This is a genomic window from Leuconostoc holzapfelii (assembly GCF_012396485.1).
Taxonomy (GTDB): Bacteria; Bacillota; Bacilli; order Lactobacillales; family Lactobacillaceae; genus Leuconostoc; species Leuconostoc holzapfelii.
Map to the genome: position 1 here is coordinate 28,670 of NZ_JAAXPO010000003.1, position 19,376 is coordinate 48,045.

General features: G+C 46.6%; 13 protein-coding genes. All 13 read left to right on the plus strand.

What is annotated here, in order from left to right; genetic code table 11:
- The first annotated feature begins 27 nt into the window (after positions 1-27).
- The 13 genes from HF966_RS03050 to smc all read left to right on the plus strand — a co-directional run bounded on the left by HF966_RS03050 (position 28) and on the right by smc (position 19,375).
- Positions 28-819: a class C sortase gene (locus tag HF966_RS03050; protein WP_168676187.1), complete on the plus strand. Its 792-nt coding sequence runs from the start codon at positions 28-30 to the stop codon at positions 817-819.
- A 125-nt stretch (positions 820-944) separates the two neighbouring features.
- Positions 945-2,975, plus strand: a complete 2,031-nt coding sequence (gene recG / locus HF966_RS03055) for an ATP-dependent DNA helicase RecG (protein ID WP_168676189.1) — start codon at positions 945-947, stop codon at positions 2,973-2,975.
- A gap of 44 nt (positions 2,976-3,019) precedes the next feature.
- Entirely contained in the window at positions 3,020-5,611 is a 2,592-nt protein-coding gene (gene mutS / locus HF966_RS03060; protein ID WP_168676190.1) for a DNA mismatch repair protein MutS, read from the plus strand.
- Between the two features lie 28 nt (positions 5,612-5,639).
- The gene (gene mutL / locus HF966_RS03065) at positions 5,640-7,637 is read left to right on the plus strand and encodes a DNA mismatch repair endonuclease MutL (protein ID WP_168676192.1); all 1,998 of its coding nucleotides are present in this window, start codon (positions 5,640-5,642) and stop codon (positions 7,635-7,637) included.
- A 35-nt stretch (positions 7,638-7,672) separates the two neighbouring features.
- Positions 7,673-8,185, plus strand: a complete 513-nt coding sequence (locus tag HF966_RS03070) for a YehS family protein (protein ID WP_168676194.1) — start codon at positions 7,673-7,675, stop codon at positions 8,183-8,185.
- A gap of 67 nt (positions 8,186-8,252) precedes the next feature.
- Positions 8,253-8,666, plus strand: a complete 414-nt coding sequence (gene ndk / locus HF966_RS03075; protein ID WP_168676196.1) for a nucleoside-diphosphate kinase — start codon at positions 8,253-8,255, stop codon at positions 8,664-8,666.
- A 119-nt stretch (positions 8,667-8,785) separates the two neighbouring features.
- Positions 8,786-9,664 (plus strand): UDP-N-acetylmuramate dehydrogenase, encoded by an 879-nt coding sequence (gene murB, locus HF966_RS03080; protein ID WP_168676198.1) that lies wholly within the window; start codon positions 8,786-8,788, stop codon positions 9,662-9,664.
- 4 nt (positions 9,665-9,668) lie between these two features.
- Positions 9,669-11,765: a cation:proton antiporter gene (locus HF966_RS03085; protein WP_168676200.1), complete on the plus strand. Its 2,097-nt coding sequence runs from the start codon at positions 9,669-9,671 to the stop codon at positions 11,763-11,765.
- A 49-nt stretch (positions 11,766-11,814) separates the two neighbouring features.
- Entirely contained in the window at positions 11,815-12,633 is an 819-nt protein-coding gene (cdaA, locus tag HF966_RS03090; RefSeq protein WP_168676201.1) for a diadenylate cyclase CdaA, read from the plus strand.
- Positions 12,630-13,643, plus strand: a complete 1,014-nt coding sequence (locus HF966_RS03095) for a CdaR family protein (protein ID WP_168676202.1) — start codon at positions 12,630-12,632, stop codon at positions 13,641-13,643. The genes cdaA and HF966_RS03095 overlap by 4 nt, the downstream gene beginning before the upstream one ends.
- A gap of 27 nt (positions 13,644-13,670) precedes the next feature.
- On the plus strand, positions 13,671-15,041 hold the full coding sequence (glmM, locus tag HF966_RS03100; RefSeq protein WP_168676203.1) for a phosphoglucosamine mutase: 1,371 nt from the start codon (positions 13,671-13,673) through the stop codon (positions 15,039-15,041).
- 79 nt (positions 15,042-15,120) lie between these two features.
- A complete protein-coding gene (gene rnc / locus HF966_RS03105) occupies positions 15,121-15,822 on the plus strand; it encodes a ribonuclease III (RefSeq protein ID WP_168676204.1) in 702 nt (233 codons plus the stop codon).
- 4 nt (positions 15,823-15,826) lie between these two features.
- Positions 15,827-19,375 carry a chromosome segregation protein SMC gene (smc, locus tag HF966_RS03110; RefSeq protein WP_168676205.1) on the plus strand — a complete coding sequence of 1,183 codons (3,549 nt, stop codon included), beginning with the start codon at positions 15,827-15,829 and terminating at the stop codon, positions 19,373-19,375.
- Position 19,376: the final 1 nt, after the last annotated feature.

Consider the following 19,376-nt stretch of genomic DNA (forward strand, 5'->3'; position numbering starts at 1 on the left):
GTTGTAGTAAACAAGAAAGACGTTTTTATGACATTGGCAAAAGGTCGCCGACCATACTTATTGCGGTTGTTGTTTGCTGGCATTTTTATTCTTGGTTTTTTGGTTGCGACTTACCCATTTTATGTAGGCGCCATCAACCATTTTGTCGATCAGCAACGCTTATCAACATTATCACAACAAAAACACGCCTTTAAACAGCCGAGTCAACAAGGCCATAATGGTATCGTGGCCGAAGACCCATTTTCAAATGCAACCCCGAAACAACAAGTTGCGTTAAAGCAACAGTTAATTGGGAGTATCACAATTCCTAGCATTGCGTTGCACATCCCACTTTTTAGTACCACCAACGATGTGACGTTAACATACGGCGCAACGGTGTTGCAAAATATGGATGGGCTATATGGTGGTGCTGGGACCCATTGCGTGATTGCAGGGCATCGTGGTCTGGCATCCAGAGTGCTGTTTACCAATCTTGATCGCGTGAAGTCAGGGGATATTGTCATTTTAAGCGTTGCGGGTAAAAAGTTAGCTTATCGAATTTTTGCGACGCAAGTTGTGCGACCAGCAGATTTTCAGGTGATTCAACGGCAGTCCAATCAAGATTTGCTGACACTAGTGACATGCACCCCGTATATGATTAATTCACATCGGCTGCTTGTCACTGGCAGACGTGTGCCTTATCAACCAAATTTTCAGAAGAAAATGTCGCAAACGATCGAATCGGAGAATCTTAAGCAAGGTGGGGTATTACTTGTGATTGGCTTGGCACTTTGCCTACAAATTGCCTGGTTCTGGTGGCGTTGGCGTCAACAAGTCTAATCCTGAAATTGCCTTGTCAAATTTCATAATTTTAGTGGTAAAACACGCAGGATAAGATTAGTGCAAAAGGCAACCGGCTCATGAGCTGGTCGCCTTTTTTTCAATCAAAATGTTACAATAATAGCATGATAAAACAGGTTGATAATGTTGATGTATTACCAGGTGTTGGCCCAAAACGTCTAGCAGCTTTACATGAACTTGATATTTTTACAATTGAAGACTTGTTAGGGTATTTTCCTTTTCGTTATGAAGATTTAGGGGAACGACTGCCGTCGGAAACTTTAGACGGTGAAAAGGTGACGTTTAAAGGTGTTGTCAGTGCACCACCGGTAGTGACTCGTTTTGGTAAAAAGAGTCAGACACGCTTCGGACTACTTATTGAGCATGAAAATATTCGTGTGACTTTTTTCAATCAGCCTTGGTTAGCGCAAAACGTCGCTATTGGGCAAGAAGTGGCTGTTTATGGCACGTATAATGCCGCAAAAGCAGCATTAACAGGCATGAAAATGATTAATGCGTCGGCTGATGCCTTAGATCCTATTTATCCCGCTTCAAAACAAGTGACAGCCAAGACAATTCGGCATTTGGTTGAACTCGCTTGGGCTGATGTTCGTGGGACGATGCCAGATCTTGTGCCGGCCGGCATTCGTCAGAAGTATCGGCTGTTAGATCGCAATACGCAAATTGAACAAATGCACTTTCCCACCGACATGCCGGCTGCCAAAGCCGCACGGCGAAGCGCGGCTTTTGAAGAATTCTTTATTTTCCAAATGCGCCTGCAACTCTTAAAACTAGCTGATCAAAAATTTGCTGGCGAAGGGATTGCCTATGATGGCCAGGCATTAAAACAGTTCGAGTCTGGCCTGCCGTTTACACTGACGGCCGCGCAGCAAAAAGTGATTGCCGAAATTTTGCAAGATCAGCAGCGGCCACGGCATATGAATCGCTTGTTGCAAGGGGATGTTGGTTCTGGGAAAACGGTGGTGGCGGCCATGGCAATGTATGCTGTGGTCACGGCCGGTTTGCAGGCTGCCATCATGGCACCAACAGAAATTTTAGCCCAGCAACACGCCTTGAATTTAGCTCAGTTGTTTGATCGGGCCGGCGTACAAATTCGGATTGAATTATTAACCAGTGGCTTGCGTGCTGCGGCGCGACGACAAATCTTAGAAGACCTTGCAACCGGTGAGATTGATATTTTAGTTGGCACCCACGCATTATTGCAACCAGACGTGGCGTTTCATCATCTGGGATTAGCAGTCATTGATGAACAGCACCGTTTTGGGGTTAACCAACGAGCAGCCTTACGCGAAAATGGGGTCAATCCCGATATTTTAGCGATGACGGCGACACCCATTCCACGGACATTATCTATCACGGCATATGGTGAAATGGATGTGTCCACTATTGACCAATTACCGTCGGGCCGTAAAACCATAGAAACAAAACGCCTCAGCCATAATCAGCTGGATGCCGCATTAGCTTTTGTCAAACAACAACTCGATGACGGCGCCCAAGCCTACATTGTGACACCGTTAATTGAAGAATCAGAATCACTTGATGTGCAAAATGCGACGGCGATGTATGAAGCGATGCAGTTAGAACTGCCACAATACACGGTTGGCCTGTTACATGGGCGCTTATCAAATGATGAAAAGAAGCAGTTGATGGCTGACTTCAAGGCTAATCGGATTCAAGTTTTGGTGGCCACGACGGTGATTGAAGTGGGGGTTGATGTCCCCAACGCCAGTATCATGTTAATTTTAGATGCGGATCGCTTTGGCTTAGCACAACTTCACCAATTACGAGGCCGTGTTGGTCGTGGCAGCCGGCAATCGTATACTTTGCTAGTAGCCGATCCTAAAACGGATTATGGCACGGCGCGTTTGGACGCCATGGTCGCCACAACGAATGGTTTTATTTTGGCGCAAAAAGACCTGGAACTTCGTGGTTCTGGGGATATTTTAGGCACGAAACAATCCGGTGTACCGGAATTTGTGGTGGGGGACCCGATTAAAGATCTCACCATGATGGAGATCGCGCAACAAGAAGCGATTGGCTTAGTGAGTCAAGCGCATTGGGACACGTTACCCGATAATCAAGCTTTAGTGGCTTATTTGTCTCGAACAATGGCGCGCTACCGCCATTTTGATTAAGCCTGATAACAGATTAACAAGTATTTTGAGGAGATGACCTATAGATGGTTAAACCAGCTGATACCCCCATGATGGTCCAATATCATGACATTAAAGCCCAATATCCTGATGCGTTTGTCTTTTACCGGCTAGGGGATTTTTACGAATTATTTGAAGAAGACGCCATTCAAGGGGCAAAATTGCTGGAATTAACCTTGACAGCGCGGAATAAAAATTCAGATAACCCAGTACCCATGGCCGGTATTCCGCATCACGCGGCGCAAAACTATATCGACATTTTAGTCGATCAAGGCCATAAAGTGGCCATTGTGGAGCAAATGGAAGAGGCGACCGCGGCCAAAGGCATGGTGAAACGCGACGTTGTCCAACTCATCACGCCGGGGACCAAATTATCCGGCCGTGCCGGATCTGATAAGCAAAATAATTATTTGGCAGCTGTCTTACCGGATGGTAAATCTTGGGCAATGGCCTATATTGATTTATCAACTGGTGAACTCAAAGTGACAACCAGCCGTCAGTTTAATGATGTCATAGATGAATTGCGCTCACTTGAAGTCAAAGAAGTTGTTTTACGGCAAAATGATCCTGAAACAACCAAGCAACAGCTCGCTGCGCAACTTGGTGAAAGTGGCTTGGTGATTTCAATGCAAGCAGATGTTGCCACAACGGCAACAATTAGCTTCTTAACACAGAACTTAACACGCGAGTTAGAGGTTGCAGTGACCGCCATGTTATTGGGGTATATTTTTGATACCCAACGGCGGAATTTGGACCATATCGTGCCAGCCGCTAGCTATGAACGCTTGGCTTATCTCAAGTTTAATCAGGATACTCGGATTAATCTTGATTTGGTTGAAAATACGCGCACAAAGAAACGCGCTGGTTCGTTATTGGGATTGATTGATGCCACCAACACTGCAATGGGTGGCCGCTTACTAAAACAATGGCTTTTGAAACCTTTGCGTGTGCAAGCAGACATTGAAGCGCGGCTAGATCTTGTAGCGGCTTTTCAGGCAGACTTTTTTACACGTGGCGCTTTGCAGGATCATTTGAAATCAGTCTACGACCTAGAACGTCTGGCAGCACGCGCTGCGATGGGAACAATGAACGCGCGTGAGCTGGTGCAATTGAAGCGCTCATTACGCGCAATTCCTGACATGAAAGCCACCTTGGCAAGTGCTTCAGGGCGCTTACCAGTCGCTGGACAACAGTTAGATGATATGGTAGATTTGGCCACCCTAATTGATGATGCAATCGTGGACGAACCCCCAATTAGTGTGCGGGAAGGCGATATTATCAAACCAGGTTTTGATGAGAAAATTGATGCGTATCGCCAAGTGCTCACGGATAACCAACAATGGTTGGCCCAATTAGAAACCGATGAACGCGCAGCAACTGGCATTGGTTCGCTAAAAGTCGGCTATAATAAAAACTTTGGGTATTTTATTGAAGTAACAAAGGCCAATATTGGCAAATTAGCAGAAAATCGCTATGAACGCTTACAAACGCTCACGAATGCCGAGCGATTCGTCACACCGGAATTAAAAGCACACGAGCGCCTGATTATTGAAGCCCAAGCAAAGCGAACCGAACGTGAATATGACCTCTTTGTGACTGTCCGTGAACATGTTAAGGCCGAAATTGGTCGGGTCCAAACATTAGCGCAACACGTGGCACGCTTAGATGTGGTGTCAAGTTTAGCCGATGTGGCGGACAATCACCGCTTTGTGCGTCCTGTATTTACCACCACGAATCGCATTGCCATTACCCAAGGGCGTCATCCAGTGGTAGAGTCCTTATTATCGGCCGGCGAGTTTGTGGCCAATGATGTGATGTTGGATGAAAAGACGACCATGCAGTTAATCACCGGGCCAAATATGGCGGGTAAATCAACGTATATGCGAGAGTTAGCTTTAATTGTTATTCTGGCACAGATGGGGAGCTTTGTACCGGCGCAAGCTGCCGAACTGCCAATTTTTGATCAGATTTTTACCCGCATTGGGGCCAACGATGATATGGCCATGGGTCAGTCAACCTTTATGGTGGAAATGGCTGAAGCCAACCACGCCTTGCAAGAAGCTACTGCCCACTCACTCGTCTTGTTTGATGAATTAGGGCGTGGTACAGCGACTTATGATGGGATGGCCTTGGCACAAGCTATTATTGAGTTCTTAGATGCTCATGTCCATGCCAAGACTTTATTTTCAACACACTACCATGAGTTAACAGCATTGGCGGATCATCATCCACAAATCACTAACGTACATGTTGGTGCTGTGGAAGCTGATGATGGCCAGCTACATTTTTTGCATCAAATCCAATCGGGTCCAGCGGACAAGTCCTATGGGATTCATGTGGCCGCATTGGCTGGCCTGCCTGACGAATTGATTACGAATGCCACACAGATTTTAGCGCAACTTGAAAGCCAAAATGCGCGTGTGGCAACACCAGAGGGCGTACTATCTGTGTCGACTGAGCCGACAGAATTAGCGGAACAAGTCGCGTTGTTTGACGTGACGACCACGGATGAAAATACGCAGAAATTGTTGGCACAGCTGGATGGTTTTGATATTTTAAATATGACACCCGTTGAGGCCATGAATGCACTTAATGAGTTGAAACAGTTAAGAAAATAGGAGGGGTGCGCAATGGCACTTTGGTAAAATGGGAAAAATACACGAACTCTCAAATTTATTAGCCAACCAAATCGCTGCGGGTGAAGTGATCGAACGACCTGCCAGTGTTGTTAAAGAGCTGGTTGAAAATGCCATTGATGCGGGGGCGACGCAGATTGATGTTGTCGTTGAAAATGCGGGGCAATCCCTCATTCGGGTCGTTGATAACGGGGCCGGGATTGACCCTGAAGATGTGCCATTAGCATTTACCCGTCATGCCACGAGTAAAATTACTGACCGGCATGATTTGTTCAACATTGTGTCATTAGGTTTTCGTGGTGAAGCGTTGCCTTCCATTGCAGCCATAGCGGATGTGACGTTGAACACGACCACAGATGAGGCGCCCATCGGGGTGATGTATCATATTAAAGGTGGCAAGCAAGTCAGCGCGACGCCAGCAAATGGCCGACGGGGAACGGTGATATCAGTGCGGGATTTGTTTTATAATACACCAGCACGCCTCAAGTATCTCAAGCGCCCGCAAACAGAACTGTCGCGCGTCACAGATATTATGAACCGGCTAGCCTTGGCGTATACGAACATCGCTTTTACGGTCACTGCTGATAATCGCACCTTACTCAAAACAACTGGGAATGGGAATCAACAACAGGTCATCGCCGCGATTTATGGGCGTGATGCTGCCCAAAAAATGCTGGCAATTGCCGGAGAAGATGAGACTTTTAATGTCACTGGCTTTGTTTCCTTGCCAGAATTAACCCGGGGGTCACGTGAATATTTAACAGTTCTCATTAATGGGCGCTTCATTAAAAACTTTGCGGTGTCTAACGCGATTATTCGTGGGTACGGGTCAAAATTAATGGTGGGCCGCTTTCCCATGGGGGTCTTAAATATTAACACGGATCCCTTATTGATTGATGTCAATGTTCACCCGCAAAAGTCTGAAATTCGCTTATCGCAGGAAGAGGCATTAGCCGATTTGTTGGTCACCACGATCAAAACACGACTGGCGGCAGAAAATCTGATTCCAGATGCACTAGAAAATCTTTACGGATCACAAGCTATAACAGCCGCTCAGCCACCAATCACCCAGACCAAAAGCCCAACGCAAAAGGCGCCTTGGGTCACAGCGATTGAACAAGTGGTGGGGATCCCAGAAACAACGACGCCCCAACCCAATGTTTCGGCCGACACGGCAACAGATGTCATGATCATTACCAATCGTGCACAACTCAACAGCGAGCAGGTCGACGCATTTGCGACTAAGTATGCCAACGAGGGCCTCGTACCGGTATTTGATGAATTACCCGTCAGCGAACAGGTGGCTGAGCCAAACATTAAATATGAATCGCCGATGGCCAAACCGCAACAAGAAAGCTTAGATGTGACGCCAGCGCGGCCGACAGGATTTCCAACATTGGCTTATATTGGTCAAATGCACGGCACATTTTTATTTGCCCAAAGTGAAGATGGCCTTTTCTTGATTGACCAGCACGCCGCCCAAGAGCGGGTGAATTATGAATATTATCGCCAGGTGATTGGTGATGTTTCGGCCGATCAGCAACGCTTATTGGTCCCACTCACGCTAAATTTTGCCACGTCAGACATGCTAAAAATTGCCGACCACGCAGCGGATTTGGCAGCTATCGGCTTACATTTAGAAGCCTTTGGACCCAATACAATTATTGTCCGTGAACACCCGACTTGGTTTGAAAAGGGGCAAGAGGCCGCAACAATTAGTGAAATGGTTGATTGGTTATTACGAGATGGCCATTTGACTGTCGCAGAATTTCGCGAGCGCACCGCGATCATGATGAGTTGTAAGCGGGCAATTCGTGCCAACATGCATCTCTCAGATCAGCAAGCACGCACATTACTTGAGACGCTGGCGCAGGCAGAAAATCCATATAACTGCCCGCACGGTCGGCCTGTATTGACCCAATTTACCTTGACTGAGATGGAAAAAATGTTCAAGCGCATTCAAGATTCGCATGAAAAATGGGAGACTTACGATACCCATCCATACTAAGCGCATGTCTGCGCGACACACCATAGGAGACAACCATGAATAATAACGATATTATCATTCGTTTACGTTACGCCCTGAATATCAAAAAAGAAGATATGCTAAAAGTTTTCGAACTCGGTGGCATCACCATGACAGAAGCGCAACTCAGTGAGGTGTTAACGAAACAAGCACCTGATGTGGCCCGTGATGCCAAGGTATCGATGCAAACGTTGGAAGCCTTCATGAATGGCTTAATTATTTCTCAACGCGGTCAAAAATTTGGCGCTGACCTCAAGCCGATACCACCAACCTTTGATATGGCAAAAGAAGAAGACATCAATAACGTTGTCATGAAAAAGCTTAAGATTGCGATGTCTTACACAAGTGAAGATTACATCAGCTTTTTGAAAACGGCCGGTGTCACAATTTCAAATAACGAGTTGAGCGCGGTATTACGACGGCCAGATCATCGGAACTACAAGCCAGCTGGCGATCGCTATCTCAGAAATATTTTAAAAGGCATGGCCATGACTTATCGCCCAGAGGCTGTTAAAAAATCAGCCCACTAAACGTCTTGTTTGTCATTTTTGATGCGTGTACAATGCAGGTGATATGAAAAACTGGGAGGAAACAAGCATGACAGAACGTACTTTTATGATGATTAAACCAGACGGTGTGCAACGTGGCAAAGTCGGTGAAATTATTCGCCGGATTGAAGCCAAGGGATATCATATTGTTGCCATGAAGCTCATGACGCCCACGCCAGCGTTGCTGGCGCAACACTATGCCGAACACGTTGATAAATCCTTTTATCCTGCATTGGCGGCTTATATGACTTCTGGGCCGGTCGTGGCGATGGTTGGCGAAGGAAATGAAATCATTACCGGTTGGCGGCACTTGATGGGAGCCACCGATCCGACCAACGCGCTACCTGGCACGATTCGCGGTGATCTAGCGCGTGCTTGGGATACCGCCGCCATCATGAATCTTGTCCATGGTTCTGACAGTCAGTCGGCTGCAGAACGCGAAATTGCACTCTGGTTTGATTGATAAAAAAGCTTGACCCACCCCAAAAAAGGTGAGAGGTCAAGCTTTTTTTGCGCAAGTTTAGTGGTGTGGCGCAAAGTTTGGTAGAATAGAATTAAAGACTCGGAGTTGAGATATAGAAAATGACAATAGATAATATCACAATATTAAAAAATCAACCACTTGCCCCTTACGCCCACACGCAAGTGGGCGGGGTCGTGGATTACTTAGCCATCCCCAAAACGCGTGCTGAATTACAGGCGTTATTAACTTGGGCGAAGGCAACCAACCAACCAATTCATATCTTTGGTCGCTTATCTAATTTGGTTGTGCGCAATGGGGGGTTACGTGGGGTCGTGATTTTACTGCATGAACTACGTGACATTCAGGTTCAGGGGAACACCATCACAGCTGAAGCTGGGGCCGACTTGATTTTGGTCACAGAGGTGGCATTGGAACATGGTCTGGCAGGCATGGAATGGGGTGCTGGGATACCTGGATCAGTCGGCGGGGCAGTCTTCATGAATGCTGGCGCTTATGGCGGGCAGACCGATATGGTGGCAACGTCGGTCACCGCCCTCATGCCAGATGGGTCGATCCAGACCTTTGCGGCAGACGCACTTAATTTTGGGTACCGCCAATCTGTCTTTCAGGCCAATGGGGGTGTTATTATTGAAGCAACATTCACTTTGCAACCAGATGCGCCGGCAGCCATTCAGGCGCGCATGGATGACAATAATTTCCGACGCGCCAACAAACAGCCCCTCAACTATCCGTCAAACGGGTCAGTCTTTAAACGGCCGACGGGTTATTTTGCTGGCAAGCTCATTATGGATGCTGGCTTACAAGGCAAGCGCGTCGGCGGCGTTGAAGTATCTAAGAAACACGCTGGCTTCATGGTAAACGTGGCGAATGGGACGGGGAATGATTATGAGGATCTAATTCACTTTGTCCAAGCAACCGTCGAAGAAAAATATGGCGTGGCCTTAGAAACTGAAGTACGTATCATCGGGGAGAGATAAGCCTATGGTGATCCTTGAACTTGTTGTCATTCTGATTGTTTCGGTGACCATTTCAAATATTATTTCTCACTTTGTGCCGGAAGTGCCAATTAGCCTATTTCAAATTGGGATTGGGTTAGGTTTATCACTGGTATTGGGTGTGCATGTCGATATTGACACCCATTGGTTCATGCTGTTATTTGTGGCGCCGTTGCTTTATAACGATGCGTGGCGCTTTCCAAAACGAGAACTTTGGGAGTTGCGGGGGCCAATTTTAGGAAATGCCATCCTACTTGTTTTACTAACCACATTAGTTGGGGGCTATTTCATTCACTTGCTCATGCCGCAACTGCCCAATTCAGTTGCTTTAGCATTGGCCGCAGTGGTTTCGCCAACGGATCCCGTAGCGGTGCAAGCGATTGCGAAGCGGGTTAAGTTACCTGATAATGTCTTACACATTGTTGCTGGAGAAAGTCTAATTAATGACGCCAGTGGGTTGGTGAGTTTCAATACAGCCATTAAAGCGACTGTCATGGGGACGTTCTTGATTGGGCAAGCGATTACCAACTTTTTTTGGATGACGCTCATGGGACTGCTCGTTGGGTTGGTCTTGGGCAGTGTCATTAGTTGGTTACGTGATACGTTTGACCGTGTTGGTCTTAACGATGTGGTCTTTCACACGGTTATGACGCTGTTGTCTCCGTTTTTAATTTATTGGACTGCTGAAGCAGTTTTCCATGCCTCTGGCGTGATCGCGGTGGTTGCTGGTGGTGTGTTGACCAAAATTTTAAGTGATCAGCATATTGATGCCCGGAACCCAGAAATTTCGGTCACCGCCGTGCGGACGTGGGAGATCTTTGTCTATTTGCTCAACGGCATTATTTTTGTCTTACTGGGCATTGGGTTACCGCCAATCGTGGGTGCTGTCTTCAAAAACGCCCAAATTCGGACGGATGAAGCCATATTTTATGGCTTTGTCGTCTGGTTTATTGTCTTTGCTATTCGTACACTTTGGGCGTATGGCAACCAAGTGGTTTTGTACCTCAAGAATCGGGAAAATAAACCAACAGTCATGATGGCCATTACATCAGGCTTAACGGGTGTCCGTGGGGCCGTGACGATGGCGGCGGTGATGACGGTGCCGTTGGTAATTAAAGATGGTTCGCCGTTTCCGCAGCGGGATTTATTTATCTTTATCGCTGCTGTTGTGGTAATTGTGAGTTTGTTAGTGGCAACTGTGATGTTGCCCTTTGTCACCAAAGTACGCACCTCGCACGACTTCACCCAGCCAGAAATTTCAGATGCTGAATTACCGGCGACAACCGGAGAAAAGAAGGCGGAACTTTCTGAAGCTCGGGCACGTATTTTCGCCATCCAGGTGGGCATTCAGACCTTGCGAGAACAGCAAAATGATACCAATCGCGCTATTATTTATGAATTAATTGCACGCAAGCAAGCAACAATCACGCAAATTCGCCGACAACTCATTGGGGATGATCATGAATTGTCACAATTTGATGATTCGGAATTGCGGCGCATTGGCTTGGATGCACAACGTGATCGTTTGCAACAATTACTGGTGGCGGAAGAAATTTCACCATTGACATTTTCAATTCAGTCACGGCGTTTAGAGCGTCTGGAAAAGCTCATCGGCGCGGACAAACGATACGATCGTTCAGCACACTGGGTGCGCATTTTAACGCGTCGAGCAGTGCGGAGTGTGCGTATTTGGCTATCCGATGAGACAAGTAAAAAGTTTAAGGCGGAATCGTCGCTTGCCGTACGCGAAACGGCAAAAGCGGCAATTAAGGCCTTGTCAGACCATATGGAAAAATACAGTGGCGATACGGTCTCGCACCGGATTGAAAGACAAAATGCATTTGACTTGATCGTGGCTTATCGTTATCAGATTGAACATGAAAAACATCCGGATACACCAGAGCAACGGGAACTGGATGACAAGCAGCGCATGGAACTTGAATTAATTGCTTTGAACGCGCAACGCGAAACAATTCAAAATCTGTATGAGCAGGGACGCATTACCCGACAAGCAGGCATTAACATCCGGCAGTTCATCAATTATGCTGAAACAGCAGCTCTGGCTGGCAAGAATGAAGCATAGGACGGCGTGCTTGTGACGTCATGTGTGAAAATTTTATAAAGGACAAGTTATGTTATCGTATTTAACAATCTCAAACCTGATGCACGCAATGGATATTTTAATTATTTGGTTCTTGCTTTACAAGATTATCCAATTTTTTGAAGGTACCCGTGCGCTGCAAATTTTATTTGGGGTCGGGGCAATTATTCTGGTCAAAGTCGTCAGTTGGTACCTGGGATTAACGACCCTGTCTTGGGTGATGGATCAATTGATCACGTGGGCACCGATTGCCTTGGTGGTGGTCTTTCAACAAGAGATTCGTCGCGGACTGGAAACCCTTTGTCGGGGGTTAACGGTCCGTCGAGCGCGCATTGACAACGCTGAAGAAAATCAACTCATTAAGAGTTTAGATGATGCTTTGCAATATATGTCAAAGCGACGGATTGGGGCATTAATCACGATACAACGTGAGGCTCAATTAGAAGAATATATTAAAACTGGGATTAAGTTAGACGCCTATATTACCGGGCAACTGCTCATCAACACGTTTATCCCAAATACGCCCCTACATGATGGTGCAGTGATTATCAGTAAGGGGCGCATAGCCGTTGCTGCGGCCTATTTACCCTTGTCAGAAAGTGTCCGTATTCCTAAAGAATTAGGGACCAGACATCGGGCAGCTGTGGGTATTTCTGAAGCCAGTGATGCGATCACGGTGGTTGTATCAGAGGAAACTGGGGAAATTTCGATCACCCAAAATGGCGACTTGTTGCGTCATATGGATCAAGAAAGTTATTTAAACTTCTTTAAGCATCAATTCTTGGCAACCGATGAGCTACCTCTCAGTAAAAAACATTGGTGGCAAAAGAAGGGGGGGACAACAACATGAAAAAAATTGGCCAATCAAAAATTGTGAATCTCGTGATTTCCTTAGTCATTGCGATTTTATTGTCGGCCTACGTTTTGAGTACCAAAACAGCCAGCTTGACCTCTAATGGCTCAGATAATTTTTCAACGTTGATCCCTGAAAAAAAGGCGACATTGAAAGTGCCGTTAAACTTGCAATTTGATAGTGATAACTATGTTGCAGTTGGCGCGCCAACAATGGTGTCGGTTGATATTGAAGGGTCTGGCGCCTTGATATCAGCGGCACAAAGCCGCAACGATATCCAAGCCAGCGCTGACTTGCGCGGTTTAAAGCCTGGTCAACATACGGTGACGGTGGCGTTACGTGGCGTTAACGCGTCCTTAACTTCAACGGTCACTCCACAAAAAATAACTGTCACGATTGCCAAAAAGACCACGACAACCATGCCAGTACGTGTGACGTATGATCAAAGTAAAATTGCCCGTGGTTATACAGTGAGCGAACTTGTGAGTGATCCAAAACGCGTCATTATTAGTGGGCCAAAGACAAACGTTGAGGCTGTGGATACAGTTGCAGCCCAAGTTGTGTTGCAACAGGGGATTAAAGACACGATTACGCAAGCCGTCCGTTTGGTGGCGTATGATAAGAGCGGCAATGTCGTTGAGGTTAACTTTGACCAACGGACGGTGAATGTGACAATGACGATTACACCAGCCGATAGCAAAAAATTAACCTTAACGCCAGAGATTAAAAACGCAGGGAATAATCAGTATCAGGTCAGCTTTGAACCGAAAAGTGTGACGGCCTATGGTGCTTCTGATATACTTAATGCTATGAGTGATATTAGTGTGCCGGTCGATATTAACCAACGCCAAGGTAATGGTAACGTTAATGTGACACTACCGACGATTACAGGTATTGTGAGCTATGACGTTAAAAACGTGACGGCGCAAGTGACTCAGACGACGGATGGGGGTGCGCAAAGCAGTAGTTCATCTGGTGCGTCAAGCGCGTCGTCTTCGGGTCATTGAGATAATTAAAGAGAACAGGACAAAATAATGTCAGAAATTAAATTAAAGTATTTTGGAACCGATGGCGTGCGCGGCATCGCTAACGAGACGTTGACACCAGAATTGGCTTTTCGTTTAGGTCGAACTGGTGGCGCGATCTTAACACGGCATGCCCAGGATGATAAAAAGCCAGTCGTGATTGTCGGTCGCGATACGCGTATTTCCGGAGAAATGTTGCAACAAGCCATCATCGCTGGATTCTTGTCAGTGGGGATTGATGTTTTGCGCCTTGGGGTCATTACGACACCAGCCGTGGCATTTTTGGTGCAAAATTTGGAAGCCGATGCTGGGGTGCAGATTACTGCTTCTCATAATCCGGCTGCGGATAATGGGATCAAATTCTTTGGAAACGATGGCTTCAAGCTATCGGACGAATTGGAATTTGAAATTGAACAGTTGCTTGATAGTCCAGTGGATGATTTGCCACGACCAAGTGCTGAAGGCTTAGGGGTTGTGAATAACTATCCTGAAGGGGCTTTGAAATACATGAGCTTCTTGCAGAAAACGATTCCTACCGATCTTTCGGGGATGCGGATCGCCCTTGATGGGGCCAACGGGGCAACCAGTGGCTTGTTGGCGCATTTGTTTGCCGATTTGAATGCTGATTTTGTGATGATGGGAACAGAGCCAAATGGCCTTAACATTAATGATGGCGTGGGGTCAACGCATCCAGAAGCGTTGGCGCAATTTGTAACTGAAAATGACGTGCAAGCCGGCTTGGCCTTTGATGGTGATGGTGATCGCTTGATTGCCGTTGATGAAAATGGGGCCATTGTTGATGGTGACAAAATCATGTACATCACTGGTAAATTCATGGATGCCCAAGGGCGCTTGAAGCACCATACTGTGGTATCCACCGTGATGAGTAACATTGGCTTCTACAAAGCATTAGCTGAACATGACATGACCAGTGTCAAAACGGCGGTTGGTGATCGTTATGTGATGGCTGAAATGCTGAAGTCGGGGTATAACTTAGGTGGTGAACAATCCGGACATATCATCTTTAGCGATTGGGCGACAACGGGTGATGGCTTGTTGACGGCCTTGCAATTGCTTTATGTGATGAAAGAAACGGGCAAGCAGTTGTCAGAATTGGCAGCTGAAGTACAAATTTATCCGCAAAAGTTGGTCAATATTCCCGTTGCGGATAAAGTTGGGATTCAGCAAGACCCCGCTGTCTTGGCTAAGATTGCCGAAGTGGAATCGCAAATGGCTGGTGACGGGCGTGTCTTGGTGCGTGCTTCAGGGACAGAGTCCTTGTTGCGCGTGATGGCTGAAGCACCAACGGTTGACCTTGTTGAAAAATATGTCGAAGCGATTGCTGCTGTTGTGCGTGAACGCGCCAATGGCGAAGGCTAAGTCGTCTGAAGTTTGTCAAAAATGACAAGCTTTTTTTGTTATAATAAAGTAATAAACTAGGATATAAAAGGAAAAAACCGTGTCACAAGACAGTTTTAAACAATACTTACGCACCAAATTTAACATTGTGTTTGATGATGAGAGCCTCTTGCTTGAAGCGCTCACACAGCGCAATTACCTAAACGAGCATCCGAATGAACCTGGCCGTGATTATCAACGTTTGGAATTTTTAGGCGATTCGGTGATGCAAGTTTCAGTGGCAGAATATTTATTTAAGCGTTATCCTAAGTGGCACGAAGGCCAATTAACGGAAATGCGTATTGCCATGGTGCAAACACGGTCCTTTGCACATTTTTCCCGTTTGGTGCACCTTGATGAAGCGGTGCGACTTGGTAAAGGGGAAGAAATGTCTGGTGCGCGCAATCGGGATTCTTTGCTCGAAGATATTTGGGAAGCTTTTATTGGCGCACTTTATTTAGACCAAGGTGCCTCGGCAGTCCATGGTTTCTTAGCGCAAACTTTGTTTGCGGCAATCGAAACGGACTTTTTTGATCGGTTCATTGATTTTAAAAGCCGGTTGCAAGAAAAGTTACAAGTCAATGGTGCTGTCGATATTGACTATCGCACGGAGCGGGAACAACAATTGGCGAATAAAACGCAATTGTTTGAAGCTAGCGTGTCAGTTGACGATCAGGAATTGGCACGCGGCACGGGTAAATCAATTAAAGATGCTGAAAAAGCAGCTGCCCGAGCTGCGCTAAAATTATTGGAAGAAAAATAAACTTATGAAACTTAAATCACTTGAAATCAGTGGCTTTAAGTCTTTTGCCGATAAAACGGTTATCGAATTTATGCCAGGCATGACTGGCATTGTCGGCCCAAACGGGTCAGGAAAATCGAACATTATCGAAGCCATTCGCTGGGTGATGGGTGAGCAGAGCGCGAAAGACTTACGTGGCACAAAAATGGCGGATATTATCTTTGGTGGCACCAATAAACGGGCCGCATTGAATCGCGCCGAAGTCTCGATGACTTTTGACAACTCAGATCATTATGTGAAATCTGAATTTAACGAAATTCGTATTACCCGCCGGCTTTATCGCTCAGGCGAAAGTGCCTACCAAATAAATGGTGTTGATAGCCGGTTGCGCGATATTCATGAATTGTTTATGGATACAGGCCTAGGACGTGAAAGTTTTTCGATTATATCGCAAGGCCGTGTGGAAAGCATTTTTAATGCGAAGCCAGAAGATCGACGCAGCATTATTGAAGAAGTTGCCGGTGTTTATAAATATAAGCAAAATAAGCAGCGCGCACAGAAGGATTTGCAGCAAACAAGTGATAATTTGGCACGTGTGGCAGATATTATTCATGAAATTGAAGGGCGTATAACTCCCTTAGCCGAACAATCGGCGCAGGCCACCGATTATATCGCCCAAAAGTCACGATTTGATACGTTGGACAAGTTGCGTTTGGCATTAACCCAACAGACCTTGACTAGCCAAAAGGCGACGGCAACGGCGGCGGTTACACAACAAGATACCCAAGTGAACCAGACCAAAGCCGCACTGGATGCTTTGAATCAAGATTTGGCTCAAAAGCGCCAAGCACGTACCAGTGAACAAACCACCCGAGATGATTTGCAAGACACGATTTTAAAAGCAACACAGGCACGTGAGCGTCTGATTGGCGCACAAAACCTGAGTTCACAGCAAATGGCGACCCTCCAAGGCAAGCTCGCAGAACATGAGAGCCGAGCGCAAGATGTGGCGCAACGTGTGACCAAATTAGCCGCCCAACTGGCCACTGTTGTGGCAAAGCAAGCCGCCCTCACGCAGCAACGGCAAACACTTAAAAACAAACTGGCAACATTTGATACCGCTGGACAAATGAGCCGGCAGGCCGACATTCAAGCGCAACTTGAGACGAATCGTCATGCTTATATCCAAACCATGCAAACGTTGGCGGCCTTACATAATGCCATCCAAACGGATGAGAAGACGCAGCAAGCATTGACAAGTCGGATCCAAACGTTGACGGCGCGTCTTTCAGAAGAAGTAGCGACCCGCGATGAACTGGCTGCTGCCGTTAATGTGCCAGAAACCACGCAATCAGATGTGATCACAAGCTTAACGGCTGAAGTCGGGCGTTTGAAAAAGCAATTTGATACCGCCAACCAACAATATCAACAAGATGAGAAACGTTGGTATGCGGCGTTAAATGAATTGAACAAGGCAAAAAGTCAACGCGATGCCCTGCATGCGCTTGACGAATATGCCGGCTTCTTTCAAGGGGTGCGCGCGTTGATGCAACCTAATGTGCGGCAACAATTTGTCGGGATCAAAGGGGTTGTTGCTGAACTACTTTCGGTGCCAAGTGAGTATACCAAAGCCATTGAAACGGTACTTGGTGGTGCGTTGCAACAAGTGGTTGTGGATCAAACGGCGACAGCCAAGCAAGTCATTCGTTACCTCACGCAAAAGCGTGCCGGTCGCGTCACCATTTTACCCATTGATACGATTAAACCCCGTTACTTGTCTGGTGTGGACAGTGTCAAAAACATGTCAGGCTTTATTGGCGTTGCCGCAGATTTGGTTACAATGCCTGAAAACATGGCAAATATCCAATCCAATTTGCTAGGCAGTACTGTTGTCGCTGCAACATTGGATGATGCCACACAGATTGCCCGTGCCGGCCAATATCGTTTTCGCGTTGTTAGCTTGGATGGGCAAGTCGTCAATGCGGGTGGGTCGTTGACTGGTGGTGCCAATCAAAAAAGTGGGGCCACTATTTTAAGTCGACAAGCTGATTTGAAACAAATGTCAGCGCGTGTATCAACACTAGCAACACAGGCCCAAACACTTGAAAGTGCGTTGCAAGCGCAACGTGTAGCGGGTGAAAAATTACGTGTTGCTTTGCAAACCGCTGAGGCGGATTTAGCAGCGGCAAAACAAGAAACGGCCCAAGTAGACTACGAATTATCTCGCAAGCAAGATGCGGTTCAACAGCAAACGCGCACGGTGCAAGCCTTGCAATTTGAATTACAAGAACTTGAAACACAACTCGCAGAGAGTCAGCAGCAATCAGAACAAAATCAAGCAGCTGTAACCCAAGCGACAGCTGATCAAGCCACACAAGAAGCTGAGACGACACGCTTGAATGCTGAGCTGAACAATGTGTCGCAACAATCGCAAGCCTCAAATGAAGAAAAGGTCGGCGTTCAGACGGATTTTGCAGCAGTACAAGCACAACTCGACAGTGTGACAAGTCAAGTGGCAATGCTTCAGGCACAACATGATGACTTGACACAGCAACAAGCAGCTTTGTCAGAGACGATTGCCGATTTGCAAACCCAATTAAAGGTAGCCAAGAACAATCATGATAATGCAGCGGAAGTCGCAACTGTCACAGCGCGTCTGTCGACCGCGCAAGATAATTTAGCCGAAACGACTCAACGCATTGCCGAACTCACTGATGACGTAGCGACCTTGGAGACACAACTTGCTGCCCAACAAGCAGAATTACGCCTACAAACCAGCAGTCAGACCCAGTTAGCGGCACAAGTCGCCCGCCTTGAAACGCAACTAGACCATATTCAATCAGAATTATTGACGCAATATGGCACGGTGGACGTCTCAGATTGCATTGCAGCACATGATGTTGCTGAATTGCCAGATATTGTGGCACAGCTCAGTCTTGTACAACGCAGTCTGGATGAAATTGGGCCGGTTAATCTCGGTGCCATAGAAGAATATGAAGCCGTAAAAACACGATTTGACTTTTTGACGCAACAACGAGATGATTTAAATCAAGCAAGAGAAACGTTGTTACAAACCATTGATGAAATGGATGAAGAAGTGCAAGTACGCTTTAAAACAACCTTTGATGCAGTTGCTACACGTTTTTCAGAAGTCTTTGCGCAAATGTTTGGCGGTGGGCAGGCGGAGATTCGGCTCACGGACCCCAAGCATCTCTTAACGACAGGTATTGATATTATTGCCCAACCGCCAGGGAAAAAGTTCCAACAAATGAGCTTACTGTCAGGTGGCGAGAAAGCCTTGACCGTAATGACGCTATTATTTGCTATTTTGCAAGTACGACCAGTGCCTTTTGTCGTGTTTGATGAGGCGGAAGCAGCTTTGGATGAAGCCAATGTCAGCCGTTTTGCTAAGTATTTATTAGACTTTGCTGGTGGGACGCAATTTATTGTTATTACGCATCGCAAAGGCACAATGATGAAAGCCAACCTTTTGTATGGCGTGACCATGCAAGAGGCTGGGGTGTCAAAAATGATTGCAGTTGATTTAGATAAAGCAACGGAAAGTGTAGGTTAAC

Bases quoted from the DNA above. Each gene is read 5' to 3' on its own strand.
- HF966_RS03050 (WP_168676187.1), top strand. From the start codon at position 28: ATGACATTGGCAAAAGGTCGCCGACCATACTTATTGCGGTTGTTGTTT.
- mutL (WP_168676192.1), top strand. From the start codon at position 5,640: ATGGGAAAAATACACGAACTCTCAAATTTATTAGCCAACCAAATCGCT.
- HF966_RS03070 (WP_168676194.1), top strand. From the start codon at position 7,673: ATGAATAATAACGATATTATCATTCGTTTACGTTACGCCCTGAATATC.
- cdaA (WP_168676201.1), top strand. From the start codon at position 11,815: ATGTTATCGTATTTAACAATCTCAAACCTGATGCACGCAATGGATATT.
- mutS (WP_168676190.1), top strand. From the start codon at position 3,020: ATGGTTAAACCAGCTGATACCCCCATGATGGTCCAATATCATGACATT.
- glmM (WP_168676203.1), top strand. From the start codon at position 13,671: ATGTCAGAAATTAAATTAAAGTATTTTGGAACCGATGGCGTGCGCGGC.
- recG (WP_168676189.1), top strand. From the start codon at position 945: ATGATAAAACAGGTTGATAATGTTGATGTATTACCAGGTGTTGGCCCA.
- ndk (WP_168676196.1), top strand. From the start codon at position 8,253: ATGACAGAACGTACTTTTATGATGATTAAACCAGACGGTGTGCAACGT.
- murB (WP_168676198.1), top strand. From the start codon at position 8,786: ATGACAATAGATAATATCACAATATTAAAAAATCAACCACTTGCCCCT.
- HF966_RS03085 (WP_168676200.1), top strand. From the start codon at position 9,669: ATGGTGATCCTTGAACTTGTTGTCATTCTGATTGTTTCGGTGACCATT.
- smc (WP_168676205.1), top strand. From the start codon at position 15,827: ATGAAACTTAAATCACTTGAAATCAGTGGCTTTAAGTCTTTTGCCGAT.
- HF966_RS03095 (WP_168676202.1), top strand. From the start codon at position 12,630: ATGAAAAAAATTGGCCAATCAAAAATTGTGAATCTCGTGATTTCCTTA.